The sequence below is a fragment of the Billgrantia pellis genome (assembly GCF_008297955.1).
In the GTDB taxonomy this organism is placed as follows: Bacteria; Pseudomonadota; Gammaproteobacteria; order Pseudomonadales; family Halomonadaceae; genus Halomonas; species Halomonas pellis.
Genome location: NZ_VTPY01000007.1, coordinates 153799 through 170097, shown reverse-complemented (window position 1 = coordinate 170097; position 16299 = coordinate 153799). Strand labels below are relative to the sequence as shown.

At 62.8% G+C, this 16299-nt stretch carries 14 protein-coding genes; 2 read left to right on the top strand and 12 right to left on the bottom strand.

Annotated features, from left to right (window positions below; translation table 11 throughout):
- The first annotated feature begins 53 nt into the window (after positions 1 to 53).
- The gene (locus F0A17_RS17970) at positions 54 to 704 is read left to right on the top strand and encodes a TetR/AcrR family transcriptional regulator (protein WP_149329733.1); all 651 of its coding nucleotides are present in this window, start codon (positions 54 to 56) and stop codon (positions 702 to 704) included.
- 231 nt (positions 705 to 935) lie between these two features.
- Here the strand turns inward: F0A17_RS17970 and F0A17_RS17965 are convergent, their stop codons facing one another.
- Complete coding sequence (locus F0A17_RS17965; protein WP_149329732.1) at positions 936 to 2387, bottom strand: sodium:solute symporter family protein; 1452 nt, start codon at positions 2385 to 2387, stop codon at positions 936 to 938.
- Between the two features lie 265 nt (positions 2388 to 2652).
- Here F0A17_RS17965 and F0A17_RS17960 point away from each other — a divergent pair, with 265 nt between their 5' ends.
- The gene (locus tag F0A17_RS17960) at positions 2653 to 3537 is read left to right on the top strand and encodes a LysR family transcriptional regulator (protein ID WP_149329731.1); all 885 of its coding nucleotides are present in this window, start codon (positions 2653 to 2655) and stop codon (positions 3535 to 3537) included.
- A gap of 14 nt (positions 3538 to 3551) precedes the next feature.
- On the opposite strand, the gene F0A17_RS17955 is transcribed toward F0A17_RS17960, so the two are convergent.
- The 11 genes from F0A17_RS17955 to F0A17_RS17900 form a co-directional block, all read right to left on the bottom strand.
- The gene (locus F0A17_RS17955; RefSeq protein WP_149329730.1) at positions 3552 to 4760 is read right to left on the bottom strand and encodes a M24 family metallopeptidase; all 1209 of its coding nucleotides are present in this window, start codon (positions 4758 to 4760) and stop codon (positions 3552 to 3554) included.
- Between the two features lie 21 nt (positions 4761 to 4781).
- Positions 4782 to 5093 (bottom strand): hypothetical protein, encoded by a 312-nt coding sequence (locus tag F0A17_RS17950; RefSeq protein ID WP_149329729.1) that lies wholly within the window; start codon positions 5091 to 5093, stop codon positions 4782 to 4784.
- 296 nt (positions 5094 to 5389) lie between these two features.
- The gene (locus F0A17_RS17940; protein WP_149329728.1) at positions 5390 to 5809 is read right to left on the bottom strand and encodes a putative zinc-binding protein; all 420 of its coding nucleotides are present in this window, start codon (positions 5807 to 5809) and stop codon (positions 5390 to 5392) included.
- Between the two features lie 64 nt (positions 5810 to 5873).
- The gene (locus tag F0A17_RS17935) at positions 5874 to 6617 is read right to left on the bottom strand and encodes a Crp/Fnr family transcriptional regulator (protein WP_149329727.1); all 744 of its coding nucleotides are present in this window, start codon (positions 6615 to 6617) and stop codon (positions 5874 to 5876) included.
- Positions 6577 to 7818 (bottom strand): molybdopterin molybdotransferase MoeA, encoded by a 1242-nt coding sequence (locus F0A17_RS17930; RefSeq protein ID WP_149329726.1) that lies wholly within the window; start codon positions 7816 to 7818, stop codon positions 6577 to 6579. Before F0A17_RS17930 ends, F0A17_RS17935 begins: the two co-directional genes overlap by 41 nt.
- Positions 7815 to 8396 (bottom strand): molybdenum cofactor biosynthesis protein B, encoded by a 582-nt coding sequence (moaB, locus tag F0A17_RS17925; RefSeq protein WP_149329725.1) that lies wholly within the window; start codon positions 8394 to 8396, stop codon positions 7815 to 7817. Before moaB ends, F0A17_RS17930 begins: the two co-directional genes overlap by 4 nt.
- 9 nt (positions 8397 to 8405) lie before the next feature.
- Complete coding sequence (locus F0A17_RS17920; RefSeq protein WP_149329724.1) at positions 8406 to 9227, bottom strand: peptidylprolyl isomerase; 822 nt, start codon at positions 9225 to 9227, stop codon at positions 8406 to 8408.
- A 113-nt stretch (positions 9228 to 9340) separates the two neighbouring features.
- Positions 9341 to 10018: a respiratory nitrate reductase subunit gamma gene (gene narI / locus F0A17_RS17915; RefSeq protein WP_149329874.1), complete on the bottom strand. Its 678-nt coding sequence runs from the start codon at positions 10016 to 10018 to the stop codon at positions 9341 to 9343.
- A 24-nt stretch (positions 10019 to 10042) separates the two neighbouring features.
- Complete coding sequence (narJ, locus tag F0A17_RS17910; RefSeq protein ID WP_149329723.1) at positions 10043 to 10831, bottom strand: nitrate reductase molybdenum cofactor assembly chaperone; 789 nt, start codon at positions 10829 to 10831, stop codon at positions 10043 to 10045.
- Positions 10824 to 12410: a nitrate reductase subunit beta gene (gene narH, locus F0A17_RS17905; protein WP_149329722.1), complete on the bottom strand. Its 1587-nt coding sequence runs from the start codon at positions 12408 to 12410 to the stop codon at positions 10824 to 10826. The genes narJ and narH overlap by 8 nt, the downstream gene beginning before the upstream one ends.
- The gene (locus tag F0A17_RS17900) at positions 12407 to 16171 is read right to left on the bottom strand and encodes a nitrate reductase subunit alpha (RefSeq protein WP_149329721.1); all 3765 of its coding nucleotides are present in this window, start codon (positions 16169 to 16171) and stop codon (positions 12407 to 12409) included. Before F0A17_RS17900 ends, narH begins: the two co-directional genes overlap by 4 nt.
- Positions 16172 to 16299 lie beyond the last annotated feature (128 nt).

The following is a 16299-nucleotide window of genomic DNA, read 5'->3' as shown; positions in this document are numbered from 1 at the left end:
GAGAATGTACTCTCCTGTACATTCACTCGCCCCGGAGCAGGGAAAACGTCTCAATGCCATCCGCCGATAAGCCCAACACCAAATGGAAAGGCTCTCGCGATGCCTGGCTCGACGCCGCCTTCGGGCTGCTGCTCGAGTCCGGCGTCGATAGCGTGCGGATTCTGCCGCTGGCCAAGCGGCTCGACGTCTCGCGCACCAGCTTCTACTGGTTCTTCAAGGATCGTGAGGCACTGCTGGACGCGCTGATCGAGCGCTGGCGAGAGAAGAATACCCAGGGCCTGGTGCGGCAGACCGAGGCCTATGCCGAAACCATCGTCGAGGCGATCCTCAACGTTTTCGACTGCTGGCTGGATCCCGAGCTGTTCGACTCCCAACTGGAGTTCGCCATGCGCAGTTGGGCGTTGCAGTCGGAGGAAGTCGCGAGGGAGATCGACAATGCGGACGAGACGCGCATCGAGGCGCTGACGCGCATGTTCGAGCGCTACGGCTATGAGCCGCTGGCAGCCAACGTCCGCGGCCGCACCATCTATCTCACCCAGATCGGCTATATCTCGATGAAGACCCAGGAGGCGCTTGAGGTTCGCATGCGGCGCATTCCGGCTTATGTCGAGATTTTCACCGGGAAAACGCCACAGCCCCGCGAGCTGCAGCGCTTCCAGGCCCGGCACGGTTATGCGGCGGAAGCCATGACACCTTCCGGATAACCCAGAGACTCACGCCTCTTCTGCGAACAGTGGCTGGCCAAGAGAAGTGAACGCCGGCGCCTGCACTTGGCGCGCTGGCGGTTGGCAGCTCCTGCGTCGCGAAGAGTTCGACGTATCGACGAGGCCTGTCTCCTCGACTTTCTCGGATTCTGCGGGAAGGCAGCTACGGCAGGAAAAGATTGCCTCCATCTTGCCGCCTCCAGAGGTGTTCTGGAGGCGACAACGTGCGTTTCAGGATGGCTTCTGGGTGAAAGCCAACGGCCTTGTCATCAGTGACACGACAACGTAGCAAGCAGATGAGATAACGCACCCGGTCAGCGGTCCTATCAGCCACCCCACCTCAGCGAAAAGCATCATGTAGCCACTGGTAAAGAACCCCACCAGCATTGCCATGAGAGCGCCCCAGCCGCTTCCTTGCCAGAAAGTGGAGATGAATACCGGCCCCATCATGCTGGCCAACAACGTTCCGGAGCCCAGGATACCCAGCCAGGAGAGCATGAAGGGCGGTGCATATAGCATCATCATCAGGGCAAGAATGCCCAACAGGACCACTGCCATACGATTGATCATCAACGCCAGACGTTCGTTGGAGACCGGGCCGAACAGGGACAGGCGCAGGTCATGAGACGTTGCTGAGGCCACCGTATGCAGCAGCGAGTTAGCCGTGGATTTCATGGCAAAGATGATGAATAGCGTAATTACCCCCTGAATGGCCGGATGCATGAACTGCTCGAGATAGACCGGCATGGCCATGTCAGGGTCGGCCAAATTCGGCACGCGCATGCGAACGTAGAGCCCGACGATGGGAATCAGGCTGAGCAGCGCTCCGAGAACGGCCACGTAGACTCCCACCTTGTGTAGCTTGACGTCCGGCTTCATGGCCAGGAAGCGGATCGCCATGTAGGGCAGCACAGCGGCGAACAGGAAGGCGTAAGGCAACACCAAAAAGACGGTACCGATAGAGTCGCCGTAAGGTGCCCCCGTTGTGGGATTGAGCAGCTCGGGGTCGATGGCATTGAGCGATGCCTCCCAAGCGCCGAGGTCGACGGAAGTCAGCATTTGCACCAGGATAATGACCGCGGCCAGCGCCATGCCGCAGACCATGACCGTATCGGTCCAAGCAACCGCGGCAAGCCCACCCAACATGGTATAGATAATGATCACCGAGACCATCAGGATGGCACTTTGATTGAGTTCGATGCCCAACCAACTGGCACCGAGCAGCCCCACGGCTTTGATCTGGCTAGTCAAGAAAATCAGCAGCAGAAGAATGGTAATGAAGGCAGCCACGCCTTGCAGCACTCGCCCCATGGTTCCACCCTCATGAATCTGGGCAATATACTCGGGGATGGTGTTGCTGCCCATTTCTATGGCACGGCGCTGCAGGAAGCGCGCGAAGTAGAGCACAGCAATCATCATCGCTGGTGCAAAGAAGAAGTTACCCAGCACTTCGATAGCGCCGAACTGATAGGTCACACCGGGCGAGCCCATGAATCCCCAACCGCTGAAGCCGGTAGCGACGATGGTCCCTGCCGCCACGAAGGCACCTAGTGACCGCCCGGCCACCAAGAAGCCCCCTTCATCGCTCTTGTTCATGTAGCGTGACGAAAGATAGCCGAGATAAATCAGTAAGCCGAAGGTTAAGACAAGAAGCCCCCAATTGAACAATTTGTAGGCATCCATGATCATTTCCTCAAACCGCTAACCGACTTTGCCTTTAATTCCCTTCGAAAATAGGCGACGCCGGCATGCACCAGCATGTAGCAGGCGAGAAATAGAAAAGTACTCAATACCCAGGAATTCATCTCCACACCCTCTTGTTTTTTATCAATGGGACAACGGCTTCCAACGCATTGCCTTCGCAGGCACATTCAAGGTATTTTATTCCATTAACAGCGGCCAATTTGTAACGCAAATCCTCTCATAAAACTCAACAATAGGCTTTGAAATGAAAAACATTCCTACAGAACTGCTTCGCACCTTCGTGACCATAAGGGATCTAGGCGGGTTTACCAGCGCCGGGGAGCTTCTGGGACGCTCACAACCTGCCATAAGCCTTCAAATCAAGAAGCTGGAATCGCTTCTTGATACGCAAATATTTTTGAGAGGCACAAGCCTGGAACTTACGGAAGACGGGAACTATCTTTACCAAGCTGCCAAGAATATTCTGGAAATCAATGACAGAGTCATCACCAGGCTCAGTGGTGAGCACGTATCAGGCCGCGTTAGACTTGGCATTCCGCACGATTTAGAGCTTGCCTTTCTGCCTAAAGCATTACGCAACCTAGCGCGAACCCACCCGAACATCATGGTCGAAGTAGACGGTGACATCAGCAAGGTAATCTATCAGCGATTCCAGAAACATCATTATGATGTCTGCTTGGTCATGGAACCTGAAAAACAGCAGGAAGACCGAGATACAAGCGACTTTCGAATCGACCAACTAACTTGGGTAATGAATAATGACAACCTCGCCGAATTCGACATCATTCCTCTGGTTACCTATCCGCAAGGTTGTATTTATCGATCAATGCTCGAAAGATCATTGGAACAAGCAGGCAAACCCTACCGTATCGCCTATACCAGCCCCAGCTTGCTGGGGATCGTATCGGCCGTCGAGGAAGGGCTTGGGCTGACAGCCATGGCTGCGTCAGTGGCGCCGCCTCACCTGTCCAAGGCGATAGAAACGGAGCGCCTGCCGAACCTCGGCTCGGTCAGCATTGGACTCTATTACCGGGAACGGGAACTGAGCGTAGCAACCCGGCACGTTCTTGACTTCCTCCATGCCGGGCTGGCCAACCTAACTCCGCCTCCCATTCTAGGCAGAAGGTAAAACCTTCCCTATCGTTACCTGACGATATTATGCTCCGGCCCATAGGGGAAGCCGGTAATGTTCTCGGCTCCGTATTCATTGATCACTAGGATATCGTGCTCACGGTAGCCGCCTGCCCCGGGACGGCCTTCGGGCACCATGATCATCGGCTCCATGGAGACCACCATGTTGGGTTCAAGTACGGTCTCGATATCCTCGCGCAGCTCAAGGCCCGTCTCGCGACCGTAATAATGACTCAAGGTACCAAAGGAGTGACCGTAGCCAAAGGTGCGATACTGCAGCAAGTCGTGCTTGGCGAAGATCTCATTGAGTTCATGGGCGATATCACAGCAGCGCATGCCGGGCTTGATTAGCTTCTGTCCCTGCCGGTGAACCTCGCAATTGACCTCCCAGAGTCGCAGGTGTTCGTCCGAGGCGTGCTCGTAGAACAGGGTGCGCTCCAGAGCGGTGTAATAACCTGAGATCATCGGGAAGGTGTTCAGGCTGAGAATGTCCCCGGGCTGCACACGACGGCTGGTCACCGGGTTGTGGGCACCATCAGTGTTGATCCCCGACTGGAACCAGACCCAGGTATCCATCAGTTCACTGTTCGGATAGGTCTTGGCAATCTCGCGCACCATAGCCTGCTGACCGGCCAGTGCTACTTCATATTCCGGCACGCCTGCCGTAATGGCGTCACGCACAGCCACGCCGCCCACGTCGGCGATACGCGCGCCCTGGCGAATCAATGCGATCTCTTCCGCCGATTTGATCATGCGCATCTTCATGGTCGGCATGCCGATGTCGACTAGCTCCACTTCGCCCAGCGCAGAGAGCAGCTTGCGCTGGTTCTGGAGCGTAAGATGATCGAACTCGACGCCCACCCGACGCTTGCCTTCACAGAGCTGCTTGACGGCCTTGAAGAAGTTATCCTTCTGCCAGTCGGTGTAGACGATATTGCTGCCCAGCCGGTTGCGACGATAGGGTAGACCTCCATCGATATTGGCTGTGACGGTCGTGAAGCGATCCTGAGTGACGACCAGACCGTAATCGCGCCCGAATTTGCAATAAATGAAATCACTGAAGTAGTTAATGTTATGGTAGGAACACAGGACAATGGCGTCGATCTCGTTGGCCGCCATATACTCGCGTAGCCGCTTGAGACGTCCCTGCATCTCAAGATCGGTAAATGTCGGTGTAGCCTTGTTTCCATTAGGGATTTGGATGAGCGATGGAAGATTCATCTGTTGTCTCCTTTTCACCTTTCAAGCGACATGTGTCGCAGATTGGGAACCGATTCTTATTGTCATGCCAAGCTCCTTCGTATCGTTGAGCTCACTGAACTGCATGAGGGAAAGTCGGTATCTGGTTTCCAGAATTCTTATCAGGCGCATGATGTGGTTGAACTCTTCGTCTTCAGCAAGGAAATCAATACCAAACATTCTCATGCCGAGGCAGGCTATCTCGTAGGTTTCTACTACGCGCAAAAGAACGGCGACATTGCGCTTCAATTCGCTGGCGTCTTCTAACACCCTAGAATCAAACGCCACTCTCAACACCAGCCTCCAATGTTTCACTTTCGCACTCCCTAGCCGTTGATTAAGGAATATGACCAGCCGGGGTCGGCAACACCAATGACAAGTGCAAATCAGCACATTGGCGACAGTAATGCCGTGGTGGCGGTTCGGAGTCGCCTCTAGCTCATGCGAGCAAGCCCGTCAGGAAGCAAGAGGATGGGATGTGACGCGCACGCGGTTGCAGGTGACGCAGAAATCGTCACTATGGGGCGAAAGGAAGCCGATTCACGCGTCGCCGCGTTCGGTGACCGACAGGCGAACGTAGCGCACGGAGCGGCTGAAGCCGACGATCAGGCTCATGCGTTTTCCTCGGCTCTTGCTTCGACATGGGCCGCGGCGCTCATCGGCAGCCGGGCGATCAGCTCACCGACCTGCTCGGTCACTTCATGAACGGTTTCATCGTCGTAGCGCTGGCCGCGGCGCTTGCGAAAGCCCTGCGCGTAGAGCGTGACGTGTTCGGTGGGGCTCACCCCGGCGCGAGCCAGACAGTGAGTCACGCAGTGCATCTGACAGCCGTCGATGGCGATGATGGGCCGGCCGGCGCGCGCGATGCGCACCAGGCCGGGTACGCCGCCGCCGACGCCGGCGATACAGGACATTTCGGCAACGCCGCTGTGGTCGAGCCTCACGGCGACGTCGTTGGCCAGCTGCGCCACGTCGGAGCAGCCGGAGCAGGAGTAAACCAGGGTGTGCGGTTTGTTCGAGGTTCGGGACATACGGCCTCCCTCGCTGGAAAGTGACTGCGCCCGGTCATTCGAGACACGACTGGGCAACTGCGGGCTAATCGTCGGCCAGCATGGCGTCGCGCAGTTTTTGTTCGTCGAGCACCGTCAGGCGCTGGCGATCGATGTCGATCACGCCACCGTCGCGCAGCTTGGCCAGCAGCCGCGACAGGGTCTCGGGCGTCATGGCCAACTGGGCGGCAAGCCAGCGCTTGGGAATCGACAGGCGCACCACCCGTGGGCTCTTGCTGCGCCCCGCCGGCAACTGGCGCAGGAGATAGCTGACCAGCCGCGACATGGCGTCGGCCTGGGTCAGCAGTGCCAGGTCCTCGAGACGCTCGGTGAGTTCCAGCGCCAGCCGGCTCATGAATTCGGCGCGGCAGGCCGGCTGGCGGTCCATGAATTCGCGGCAGCGTTTGGCAGGAATCGCCAGTACGTGGGTACGACGCAGTGCTTCGGCGGAGTAGAGGTAGACACCGGCACTCGAGACCATACTCAGTTCGCCCAGGGTACCGCCGCGCTCGACGCAGCGGATGGTAGCCAAGCGCCCGTCGCCGGCGCTGCGTGCCAGCCGCACCGCGCCGTTGATGACGATATAAAGCCAGTGCGCCGGGGCGTCCTGGCGAAACAGCCACTCGCGGGTATTGAGCGTCTTGAGTTCGGTGTCCTCAAGCAACGCAGTGACTTCTTCGTCATTCAGTTCGCCCAGCCAAGGCACGCCGCGAACCAGTTCGCGGAGCTGCTTGGGCTTGAACAGCAGGTCAGTCGACGAACTGTCCGGCGGGCAGATAGGGGTATTCATGACCTTCCTCCACGTCGGTATCGGCGGCCAACATCAGATAGCCGTGCGCTTGGCTGGCGGCATGCAGCATGTGGGAGCCCTGCCCGCCGGCCAGCAGGGCCAGCGGACGGTCGCCCTGCCAGTCGATGACGACGCGCAGCAGCTCGCGCCGCCCTGGGCTGCCCCGCCGCGAGAAACCGGCGCAGACGCGATAGTGTTGTAGCGGCCCGACGGCGCGGCCCTGGCAACCCTGCACGAAGGGCCTGGCCAGCAGATGCCAACCCACCAGCGAGGCCACGGGATTGCCCGGCAGGCCGATCAGCGGCACGCCTTTCGGCGAGCCGTCATCCAGGTAGCCGAAGGCGAACGGCTTGCCCGGCTTGATCGCCACGCCGTGAAACCAGAGCCCGCCCAGTTCGTCGAGCACAGGCCTGACGTGGTCTTCCTCACCCACCGAGACGCCGCCGGTGCAGACCACCAGGTCGGCGCCGTCGCGAGCGGCGCTGAACGCCTCACGCAGCGAGGCGGGGTCGTCGGCGATGATGCCGAGATCCAACACGTCGCAGTCGGCACGCTCCAGTAGCGCCTTCAGCATCACGCGGTTGCTGTTGTAGACCCGGCCGGGGCCGAACGGCTCGCCCGGTTCGATCAACTCGTCGCCGGTGGAGATCAGCGCCACCTTGAGGCGCGGCAATACCGGTACCTCGTCGATACCCTGGCTCGCCAGCATGGCCAGCGCCGCGGCGTCCAGTATCCAACCCGCCGGCAGCAGGGCATCGCCTGTCCGGTACTCCTCGCCGCGGCGACGAATGTTGGCGCCCAACCGGGTCTCGCCGGAGACATGTACCCGCCCCGCCTCGTCCAACCGCACCCGCTCCTGGGGCACCACGCCGTCGGCCCCCTCGGGCACCGGCGCGCCGGTGAAGATCCGCGCACAGCCGCCCTCGGGCAGCACCGCGACCTCGGCCCCCGCCGGCACCCGCAACACGACGGGCAAGCCGGCGCCGCTCACTTCCGCCACACGCAGGGCATAGCCGTCCATCGCGCTGTTGTCGATGCCGGGCATATCAAGCCGGGCGGACAGGTCGCGGGCCAACACTCTTCTCGAAGCCTGCTCCAGCGTTACCCGTTCCTCGCCCGGGACCGGCTCGGCCGCCGCGATCATGCGCGCCCTTGCCACCTCCAGGTCGAGCAGACCTCTGGCCAGCGTGCCACAGCTCATGCATGCACTCCTTGACCGTGGTCAGGCACTACCGCTTCACGCGAAGCGCACGCCTGTTGCTCAGGCATGACCATGGCCACGAAGTTGCACGGCCGGGTGCGCGCGTCGAGTTGGCTCTCGAGAATGCCCTCCCAGGCGGTGGCGCAGGCCTTGGGCGAGCCGGGCATGGCAAAGATCAGGGTGCGGTTGGCCACGCCGCCCACCGCCCGCGACTGCACGGTGGAGGTGCCGATGCTGTCGTAGGAGAGCTGGCGGAACAGCTCGCCGTAGCCGTCGATGGCGCGATCGAACAGCGGTGCGAGCGCCTCGGGCGTGGTGTCGCGCACGGTGAAGCCGGTACCGCCGTTGACCAGAATGACCTGCACGTCGTCGCGCACTACCCACTTGGAAACCACCGCGCGGATGCGGTAGATGTCATCGGGCACGATGCGCCGGTCGACCAGCACATGGCCGGCCTCGGAGAGCCGTTCGCTGAGCAGGTCGCCGCTGCCGTCACGGTCGAAGCCGCGGGTATCGGAAACGGTCAGCACACTGATGCCGAGCGGAACGAAACGGGCGTTGGCATGAACGTGGGACATGTGGTTCTCCTATTGCATCAGACTGCCGGCGGCATCGTCATCCAACTCAATGCCTTCGACGCCGATCTCGGCCTCGAGCGCCAGCAGGTAGTGGCGCAGCGCGCGCCGGGTGGCCTGCTCGCGCAGGGCGTGGCGCACACGCTCGGCGACCTGCTCGAAGGGCAGGCGCTGGCCGCCTTGGCGCGCGTCGATGCTGATCAGATGCCAGCCGTAGCGCGAGGCCAGCGGGCGGTCGTGCAAGCCTTCGGGCAGGTGCTGCAGGGCGCGGTCGAGCTCGGTCACGGTCTGCCCTTGCGCCAGCCAGCCCAGCTCGCCGCCCTCGCGCTTCGACGGACAGGCGGAGTGACGCATGGCGAACTCGGTGAAGCGCTCGGGAATGCGCTGCAGCTCTTCGAGCAGCGTCTCGCCCAGGCGGTACTGAGCGTCGCGCGCCTCGGCATCGTCGGGGGCGGCGGCCAGCAGAATGTGGCGCACGGCGATGCGGGTCGGCGTGCTGAAGCGCTCGGGGTCGGCATCGAAGAAGCGGCGACAGGCCGCCTCCTCGGGCTCCGGCACCTCCAGCTCCCGCTCCAGCAGGGCGGCGATAGCGGCATCATGCTCGCCTTCGTCACGGGAGTCCGCCCTCAGCAGACCGAGCTCGACGGTGCGCTGGCGCAGCAGCTCGCGAACCACCAGGGCACGAGCGGCCGAAAGCTTCGCCTCGACGGCGGTCGCCGCCGGGTGGTACTGCATCTCGCGGGCGATGCTCTCTTCGTCGATCGCCTTGCCGCCGACCTTGACGGGCGGTGGCGCGTAGCGGCCCGGTAGCTGTTCGATCTCGATCATTTGCATGGTAAAGACTCCTTGGAGCGCATGTGCAGGCTCGGGAGGGCGCCGGGGATAGGTCGTAGAGGAAAAGTGATGACCTATCGCCGGAAAAGCCCGACCTTCCACTGCAGCCCATTTCAGGCGCGACGCCGCACCAGTTGATAACGCCGCGTGACATAGCCCATCGGCACGCTCCACACGTGAACCAGACGGGTGAAGGGGAACACCAGCACGATGGTCAGACCCACCAGGATGTGCAGCTTGTAGATCCAGCTCACGCCCTCCAGGTGAGCGGCAGCCCCACCTTGGAAGTACACGATGGACTGCGCCCAGCCGGAGAACTGCAGCATCTTGCTACCGTCCAGGTGCCCCAGGGTCGGCAGGATGGTGAGCAGGCCCAACGCCACTTGCAGCACCAGCAGGCCGATGATCACGGTGTCCATGGTACTGGAGGTAGCGCGCACCCGCGGGTTGGTCAGGCGGCGATGGAACAGCATGGCCCCACCCGCCAGACACATCACCCCGGCGATGCCGCCTACCACTACCGCCAACACTTGCTTGGCACCGGGGGTGATGAAGGGCGCGTAGACCCAGTGCGGGGTCAGCAGGCCGACCAGATGGCCGAAGAAGATCACGAGGATGCCGACATGGAACAGGTTGCTGGCCAGGCGCATGTTCTTCGACGACAACAGCTGGCTGGAGCCGGTCTTCCAGGTGTACTGGCCATGGTCGTAGCGCATCAGGCTGGCGATCAGGAAGACACTGCCGGCGAGGTAGGGGTAGAGCCCGAACAACAGGGAGTCGATGTAGTTCATGAAAGTGCTCATGACAGGTCTCCGTTAACGTTTCTTGGCGGCATCGACGGGGTCGAGGATGCGCACCGCCTCACCCTGGATCGCCCGCTTGCGCTCGGCCAGGCGCCGCCCCTCGGCGGACTGCAGCGCGCAGTCCTCGTCGGACTTGGCGGAGAAGCGTACCGCCTCCTCCTCCCACACCGCGTCGAGTGCCTCGGGGGTGTCGTCACGCGTCTCGCTCACCACGGCTTCCCGCTGCGCCTCGACGTCGCCCTCGGCACCGATCAGGGCCAGCAGCGCGCGGGTCACCAGCGCCTGGTCGGCGCCGCGCTCTTCCAGGCGCGCGGTGAGCAGCGCCAGGATGTGACGGATCTCGCCCAGCCAGCGGCCGATCTCCTCCTCGCTGCGCGTGGAGAGATACTCCAGGAACAGCGGCAGGTAGTCGGGCAGTTCACGGGCGTCGAGCTCGAAGCCGGCGGCGCGGTACTCGTCGATCAGGTCGACCATGGCCTGGCCGCGGTCGCGGGATTCCCCGTGCACGTGCTCGAACAGCAGCAGCGAGTGCGCGCGGCCCTTGTCGAACAGCGCCACGTAGTCGGACTGCAGCTCGAGCAGGTCGGCCTCGCTGATGCGCTGGCACCAGCTCATCAGGTCGCCGCGCAGCATCGCCGGCAGGCGGCGTTCGACATAGAGCGCCTCGATCAGCTCATCCACCGCGTCTTGCAGCGCCGCGGTAGGATAATCGAGCAGCCGGGCCAGTACGCGCAGGCTGCGCATGCCGAACTCGGGCTGGGCGGCTGCGTCATCAGTCATTTTCAGCGCTGCATCAGCCATGGTGGGCCTCCTTGGCTTGTTCATCGCGCCGCCCATCGCTCTGTGTTTTCGGATCGAAGACATCGACCGGCTTGACCAGCGAGCTGGTCTGCTTGCGCCCGTTGAACAGGCTCGGCTTGCTCTCGCCGTGGCAGCCGTCGCCAAAGCTGAAGCCGCAGCCGCCGCGCTCGGGGAAGGCTTCGGTGGCCAACTCGCGATGGCTGGTAGGCACCACGAAGCGGTCCTCGTAGTTGGCGATGGCGAGATAGCGGTACATCTCCTCCACCTGGGCTTCGGAGAGCCCCACCGCGTCGAGTACCTCGGTGTCGTGCTTGCCTTCGACGTGCTTGTTGCGCATGAACACACGCATCGCCATCAGCCGCTTGAGCGCCAGCACCACAGGCTCCTCCTCACCGGCGGTGAGCATGTTGGCCAGGTAGCGCACCGGGATACGCAGCGACTCGATCTTGGGCAGTACGCCGTCGTACTCGATCTTGCCGGCCTCGGCGGCCGACTGGATCGGCGACAACGGCGGCACGTACCAGACCATCGGCAGGGTGCGGTACTCGGGGTGCAGCGGCAGCGCCAACCTCCAGTCCATGGCCATCTTGTAGACCGGGCTCTCCTGGGCGGCCTTGATCACGTTGTCGGCGATGCCGTCACGCTTGGCCTGGGCGATCACTTCCGGGTCGTGCGGGTCGAGGAAGATCTCGCACTGGCGGTGGTAGAGGTCGCGCACGTCGGGCGAGCTGGCCACTTCCTCGATGCGGTCGGCATCGTAAAGCAGCACGCCGAGGTAGCGGATGCGGCCCACGCAGGTCTCGGAGCACACCGTCGGCATGCCCGCCTCGATGCGCGGGTAGCAGAAGATGCACTTCTCGGACTTGCCGGTCTTCCAGTTGTAGTAGATCTTCTTGTACGGGCAGCCGGAGATGCACATCCGCCAGCCGCGGCACTTGTCCTGGTCGATCAGGACGATGCCGTCCTCCTCACGCTTGTAGATCGCGCCACTCGGACACGAGGCCACGCACGCCGGGTTCAGGCAGTGCTCGCACAGGCGCGGCAGGTACATCATGAAGGTGTTCTCGAACTGGCCGTAGATGTCGGCCTGCACCTGCTCGAAGTTCTTGTCGCGGCGGCGCTTGGCGAACTCGGTGCCGAGGATCTCCTCCCAGTTCGGGCCCCACTCGATCTTCTTCATGCGCTGCCCGGAGACCAGCGAGCGAGGACGCGCCACCGGCTGGTGGTCGCCCTGCTTGGCGGTGTGCAGGTGCTGGTAGTCGAAGTCGAACGGCTCGTAGTAGTCGTCGATCTCGGGCAGGTCGGGGTTGGCGAAGATGTTCGCCAGTACCCGCCACTTGCCGCCGATGCGAGGCTCGATCTTGCCGTCGCGGCGACGCATCCAGCCGCCCTTCCACTTGTCCTGGTTCTCCCACTCCTTCGGATAGCCGATGCCCGGCTTGGTCTCGACGTTGTTGAACCAGGCGTACTCCATGCCTTCACGGCTGGTCCAGACGTTCTTGCAGGTGACCGAGCAGGTGTGACAGCCGATGCACTTGTCGAGGTTGAGGACCATGCCTACCTGGGAACGAATCTTCATTTCACGGTCTCCTGCACGCTGTCGTTGCCTTCGCCGTCCAGCCAGTCGACTCTCTTCATCTTGCGGATCAGGACGAATTCATCGCGGTTGGAGCCAACGGTGCCGTAGTAGTTGAAGCTGTAGGAAAGCTGCGCGTAGCCGCCAATCATGTGGGTCGGCTTCGGGCACACCCGGGTCACGGAGTTGTGCATGCCGCCGCGGGTCTTGGTGACCTCGGAGCCCGGCACGTTCACCTGGCGCTCCTGGGCGTGGTACATCATCACCATGCCGGCCTTGACTCGCTGGCTGACGATGGCCCGCGCGGTGATCGCGCCGTTGGCGTTGAACAGCTCGATCCAGTCGTTGTCCTCGATGCCGATCTCCTGGGCGTCGGTTTCCGACATCCACACCACCGGGCCGCCGCGGTTGAGCGTCAGCATCAGCAGGTTGTCGCTGTAGGTGGAGTGGATGCCCCACTTCTGGTGCGGGGTGATCCAGTTCAGCGCCTTGGCCGGATAGCCGTTGTCCTCGGGCATGGCGAAGCCGGTCACCGTCTTGGTGTTGATCGGCGGACGGTAGGTCAGCAGGCTCTCGCCGAAAGCGCGCATCCAGGGGTGATCCTGGTAGAACTGCTGGCGGCCGCTGACGGTGCGCCACGGGATCAGCTCGTGGACGTTGGTGTAGCCGGCGTTGTAGGAGACGTGCTCGTCCTCCAGGCCGGACCAGGTCGGGCTCGAGATGATCTTGCGCGGCTGGGCCACCACGTCGCGGAAGCGGATCTTCTCCTCTTCCTTGTTGTTTGCCAGGTGGGTGTGGTCGCGTCCGGTGATCTTGGACAGTGCGCCCCACGCCTTGACCGCCACGTGGCCGTTGGTCTCCGGCGCCAGGGTCAGGATCATCTCGGCGGCGTCGATGGCGCTCTCGATCTTCGGCCGACCCTTGGCGGGGCCTTCGGTCTTGCGGTAGTTGAGCTTGCCGAGCAGCTCGACTTCGGTCTCGGTATTCCAGGCGATGCCCTTGCCGCCGTTGCCGATGGTCTCGAGCAGCGGGCCCACGGAGGTGAAGCGCTCGTAGGTTTCCGGGTAGTTGCGCTTGACCTCGATCAGCGCCGGCATGGTCTTGCCGGGAATCGGCTCGCACTCGCCCTTCTTCCAGTCCTTGACCTCGGGCTGGGCCAGCTCGGCGGGGGAGTCGTGCTGGTGCGGCAAGGTGACCAGGTCGGTCTCCTCGCCCAGGTGCCCCACGCAGACTTTCGAGAACGCCTTGGCAATGCCCTTGTAGATATCCCAGTCGCTGCGCGACTCCCACGCCGGGTCGGTGGCCGCGGTCAACGGGTGGATGAACGGGTGCATGTCCGAGGTGTTGAGGTCGTTCTTCTCGTACCAGGTGGCCGTCGGCAGCACCACGTCCGAATAGAGGCAGGTGGAGGACATGCGGAAGTCGAGCGTGACCACCAGGTCGACCTTGCCTTCCGGCGCCTCGTCGTGCCACTTCACTTCCTCGGGCTTGCTGCCGCCGAATTCGCCCAGGTCCTTGCCCTGAATGCCGTGGCGGGTCCCCAGCAGGTACTTGAGCATGTACTCGTGGCCCTTGCCCGAGCTGCCCAGCAGGTTGGAACGCCAGATGAACATGTTACGTGGGAAGTTCTGCGGGCTGTCCGGGTCCTCGGCGGCAAAGGCCAGCTCGCCGCTCTTGAGCTGCTGGACGGCGTACTCGGCGGTGGTGAGACCGGCGGTCTTGGCCTTCTCGGCCAGGCGCAGCGGGTTGGTGCCGAGCTGCGGCGCGGAGGGCAGCCAGCCCATGCGCTCGGAGCGCACGTTGAAGTCGATCAGGCTGCCGCTGTAGTCGGCCGGGTTGGCCAGCGGCGAGAGGATCTCCTTGACCTCGAGCTTCTCGTAGCGCCACTGCGAGGAGTGGTTGTAGAAGAACGAGGTGCCGTTCATGTGGCGCGGCGGGCGCTGCCAGTCGAGACCGAAGGCCAGCGGGGTCCAGCCGGTCTGCGGGCGCAGCTTCTCCTGCCCCACGTAGTGGGCCCAGCCGCCGCCGCTCTGGCCGATACAGCCGCACATGATCAGCATGTTGATCAGGCCGCGGTAGTTCATGTCCATGTGGTACCAGTGGTTCATCGCGGCGCCCACGATGACCATGCTGCGCCCCCGGGTCTTGTCGGCGTTGTCGGCGAACTCGCGGGCGATGCGGGTGACCTGCTCGGCGGGCACGCCGGTGATCTTCTCCTGCCAGGCCGGGGTGTAGGGCTTGATCTGGTCCAGCGAAGTGGCGCCGTCGTCCTCGCCCTCTTTACCAAATCCACGGTCGATGCCGTAGTTAGCGCACATCAGGTCGAACACGGTGACGGCCAGCACATCGCTGCCGTCGGCCTTCTTCAGGCGCTTGGCGGGCAGGCTGTGGAACAGCACCTCGTTGCCGGCCACGTGGTCGAAATGCTCGTGGGCGATGCCGCCGAAGTAGGGGAACGCCACCTTGGCCACGTCGTCGTGATGCTCGGCCAGCGTCAGCAGCGGGTGGATCTCCTCGCCGTCGGCATCGCGCGGCTCGAGGTTCCACTTGCCCTGGTTCTCCTCCTTCTCGCCCCAGCGGAAACCGATGGAGCCGCGCGGCACGACCAGTTGGTCGCGAGTCTCGTCCCACGCCACGGTCTTCCACTCGGGGTTGTTGTCCTGGCCCAGGTTGGCGTCGAAGTCGGCGGCGCGCAGCTGCTTGCCGGGCACGAAGCTGCCGTCCTCGCACGCTTCCAGCTCGACCAGGAAGGGCATGTCGGAGTACTTGCGTACGTACTCGGTGAAGTAGGCGCTGGGCTTGTCGAGGTGAAACTCCTTGAGGATCACGTGGCCCATGGCCATGGCCAGGGCGGCGTCGGTGCCCTGCTTGACCGACAGCCACTCGTCGGTGAGCTTGGAGACCTCGGCGTAGTCGGGGGTAATGGAGACGGTCTTGGTGCCCTTGTAGCGCACCTCGGTGAAAAAGTGGGCGTCGGGGGTGCGGGTCTGGGGCACGTTGGAGCCCCAGGCGATGATGTAGCCGGAGTTGTACCAATCGGCCGACTCGGGCACGTCGGTCTGCTCGCCCCAGGTCTGGGGGCTGGCCGGCGGCAGGTCGCAGTACCAGTCGTAGAACGACAGGCAGACGCCGCCGATCAACGACAGATAGCGCGCGCCGGAGGCGTAGCTGACCATCGACATGGCGGGGATCGGCGAGAAGCCGATGACGCGGTCGGGGCCGTACTGCTTGGCGGTGTAGACGTTGGACGAGGCGATCAGCTCGTTGAGCTCATCCCAGTCGGCGCGCACGAAGCCGCCCATGCCGCGGGCACGCTTGTACTGTTTGGCCTTGGCCGGGTCCTCGACGATGGACGCCCAGGCATCGACCGGGTCGCCATGCTGCTGTCTGGCCTCGCGCCACAGCTTAAGCAGCGGCTTGCGGATCAACGGGTACTTGAGGCGGTTGGCGCTGTACATGTACCAGGAGTAGCTGGCGCCACGCGGGCAGCCCCGCGGCTCGTGGTTGGGCAGGTCCGGGCGGGTGCGCGGATAATCGGTCTGCTGGGTCTCCCAGGTGACCAGGCCGTTCTTGACGTAGATCTTCCAGCTGCACGAGCCGGTGCAGTTCACGCCATGGGTGGAGCGCACGATCTTGTCGTGCTGCCAGCGCTGCCGGTAGCCGTCCTCCCAGCCACGGGACTCCTCGCGGGTCTCACCATGGTCGTTGGCGAAGGGCTCACGCGCCTTACGGAAGAAATTCAGCCGATCTAGGAAGTGACTCATGGTCGATCTCCAGGCTCCTTGATGGGATGCGTGGCCGCCCGGGCCACCCCGCCTGCCGTGCCGCGCGACGTATTCGACACGACCGTCAGGCAGGTGCTTGGAGAGGATTCTGGGGGATCGAAGCGGGG

Coding starts and splice junctions, on each gene's coding strand:
- F0A17_RS17970 (WP_149329733.1), top strand. CDS start 54: ATGCCATCCGCCGATAAGCCCAACACCAAATGGAAAGGCTCTCGCGAT.
- F0A17_RS17965 (WP_149329732.1), bottom strand. CDS start 2,387: ATGGATGCCTACAAATTGTTCAATTGGGGGCTTCTTGTCTTAACCTTC.
- F0A17_RS17960 (WP_149329731.1), top strand. CDS start 2,653: ATGAAAAACATTCCTACAGAACTGCTTCGCACCTTCGTGACCATAAGG.
- F0A17_RS17955 (WP_149329730.1), bottom strand. CDS start 4,760: ATGAATCTTCCATCGCTCATCCAAATCCCTAATGGAAACAAGGCTACA.
- F0A17_RS17940 (WP_149329728.1), bottom strand. CDS start 5,809: ATGTCCCGAACCTCGAACAAACCGCACACCCTGGTTTACTCCTGCTCC.
- F0A17_RS17935 (WP_149329727.1), bottom strand. CDS start 6,617: ATGAATACCCCTATCTGCCCGCCGGACAGTTCGTCGACTGACCTGCTG.
- F0A17_RS17930 (WP_149329726.1), bottom strand. CDS start 7,818: ATGAGCTGTGGCACGCTGGCCAGAGGTCTGCTCGACCTGGAGGTGGCA.
- moaB (WP_149329725.1), bottom strand. CDS start 8,396: ATGTCCCACGTTCATGCCAACGCCCGTTTCGTTCCGCTCGGCATCAGT.
- F0A17_RS17920 (WP_149329724.1), bottom strand. CDS start 9,227: ATGCAAATGATCGAGATCGAACAGCTACCGGGCCGCTACGCGCCACCG.
- narI (WP_149329874.1), bottom strand. CDS start 10,018: ATGAACTACATCGACTCCCTGTTGTTCGGGCTCTACCCCTACCTCGCC.
- narJ (WP_149329723.1), bottom strand. CDS start 10,831: ATGGCTGATGCAGCGCTGAAAATGACTGATGACGCAGCCGCCCAGCCC.
- narH (WP_149329722.1), bottom strand. CDS start 12,410: ATGAAGATTCGTTCCCAGGTAGGCATGGTCCTCAACCTCGACAAGTGC.
- F0A17_RS17900 (WP_149329721.1), bottom strand. CDS start 16,171: ATGAGTCACTTCCTAGATCGGCTGAATTTCTTCCGTAAGGCGCGTGAG.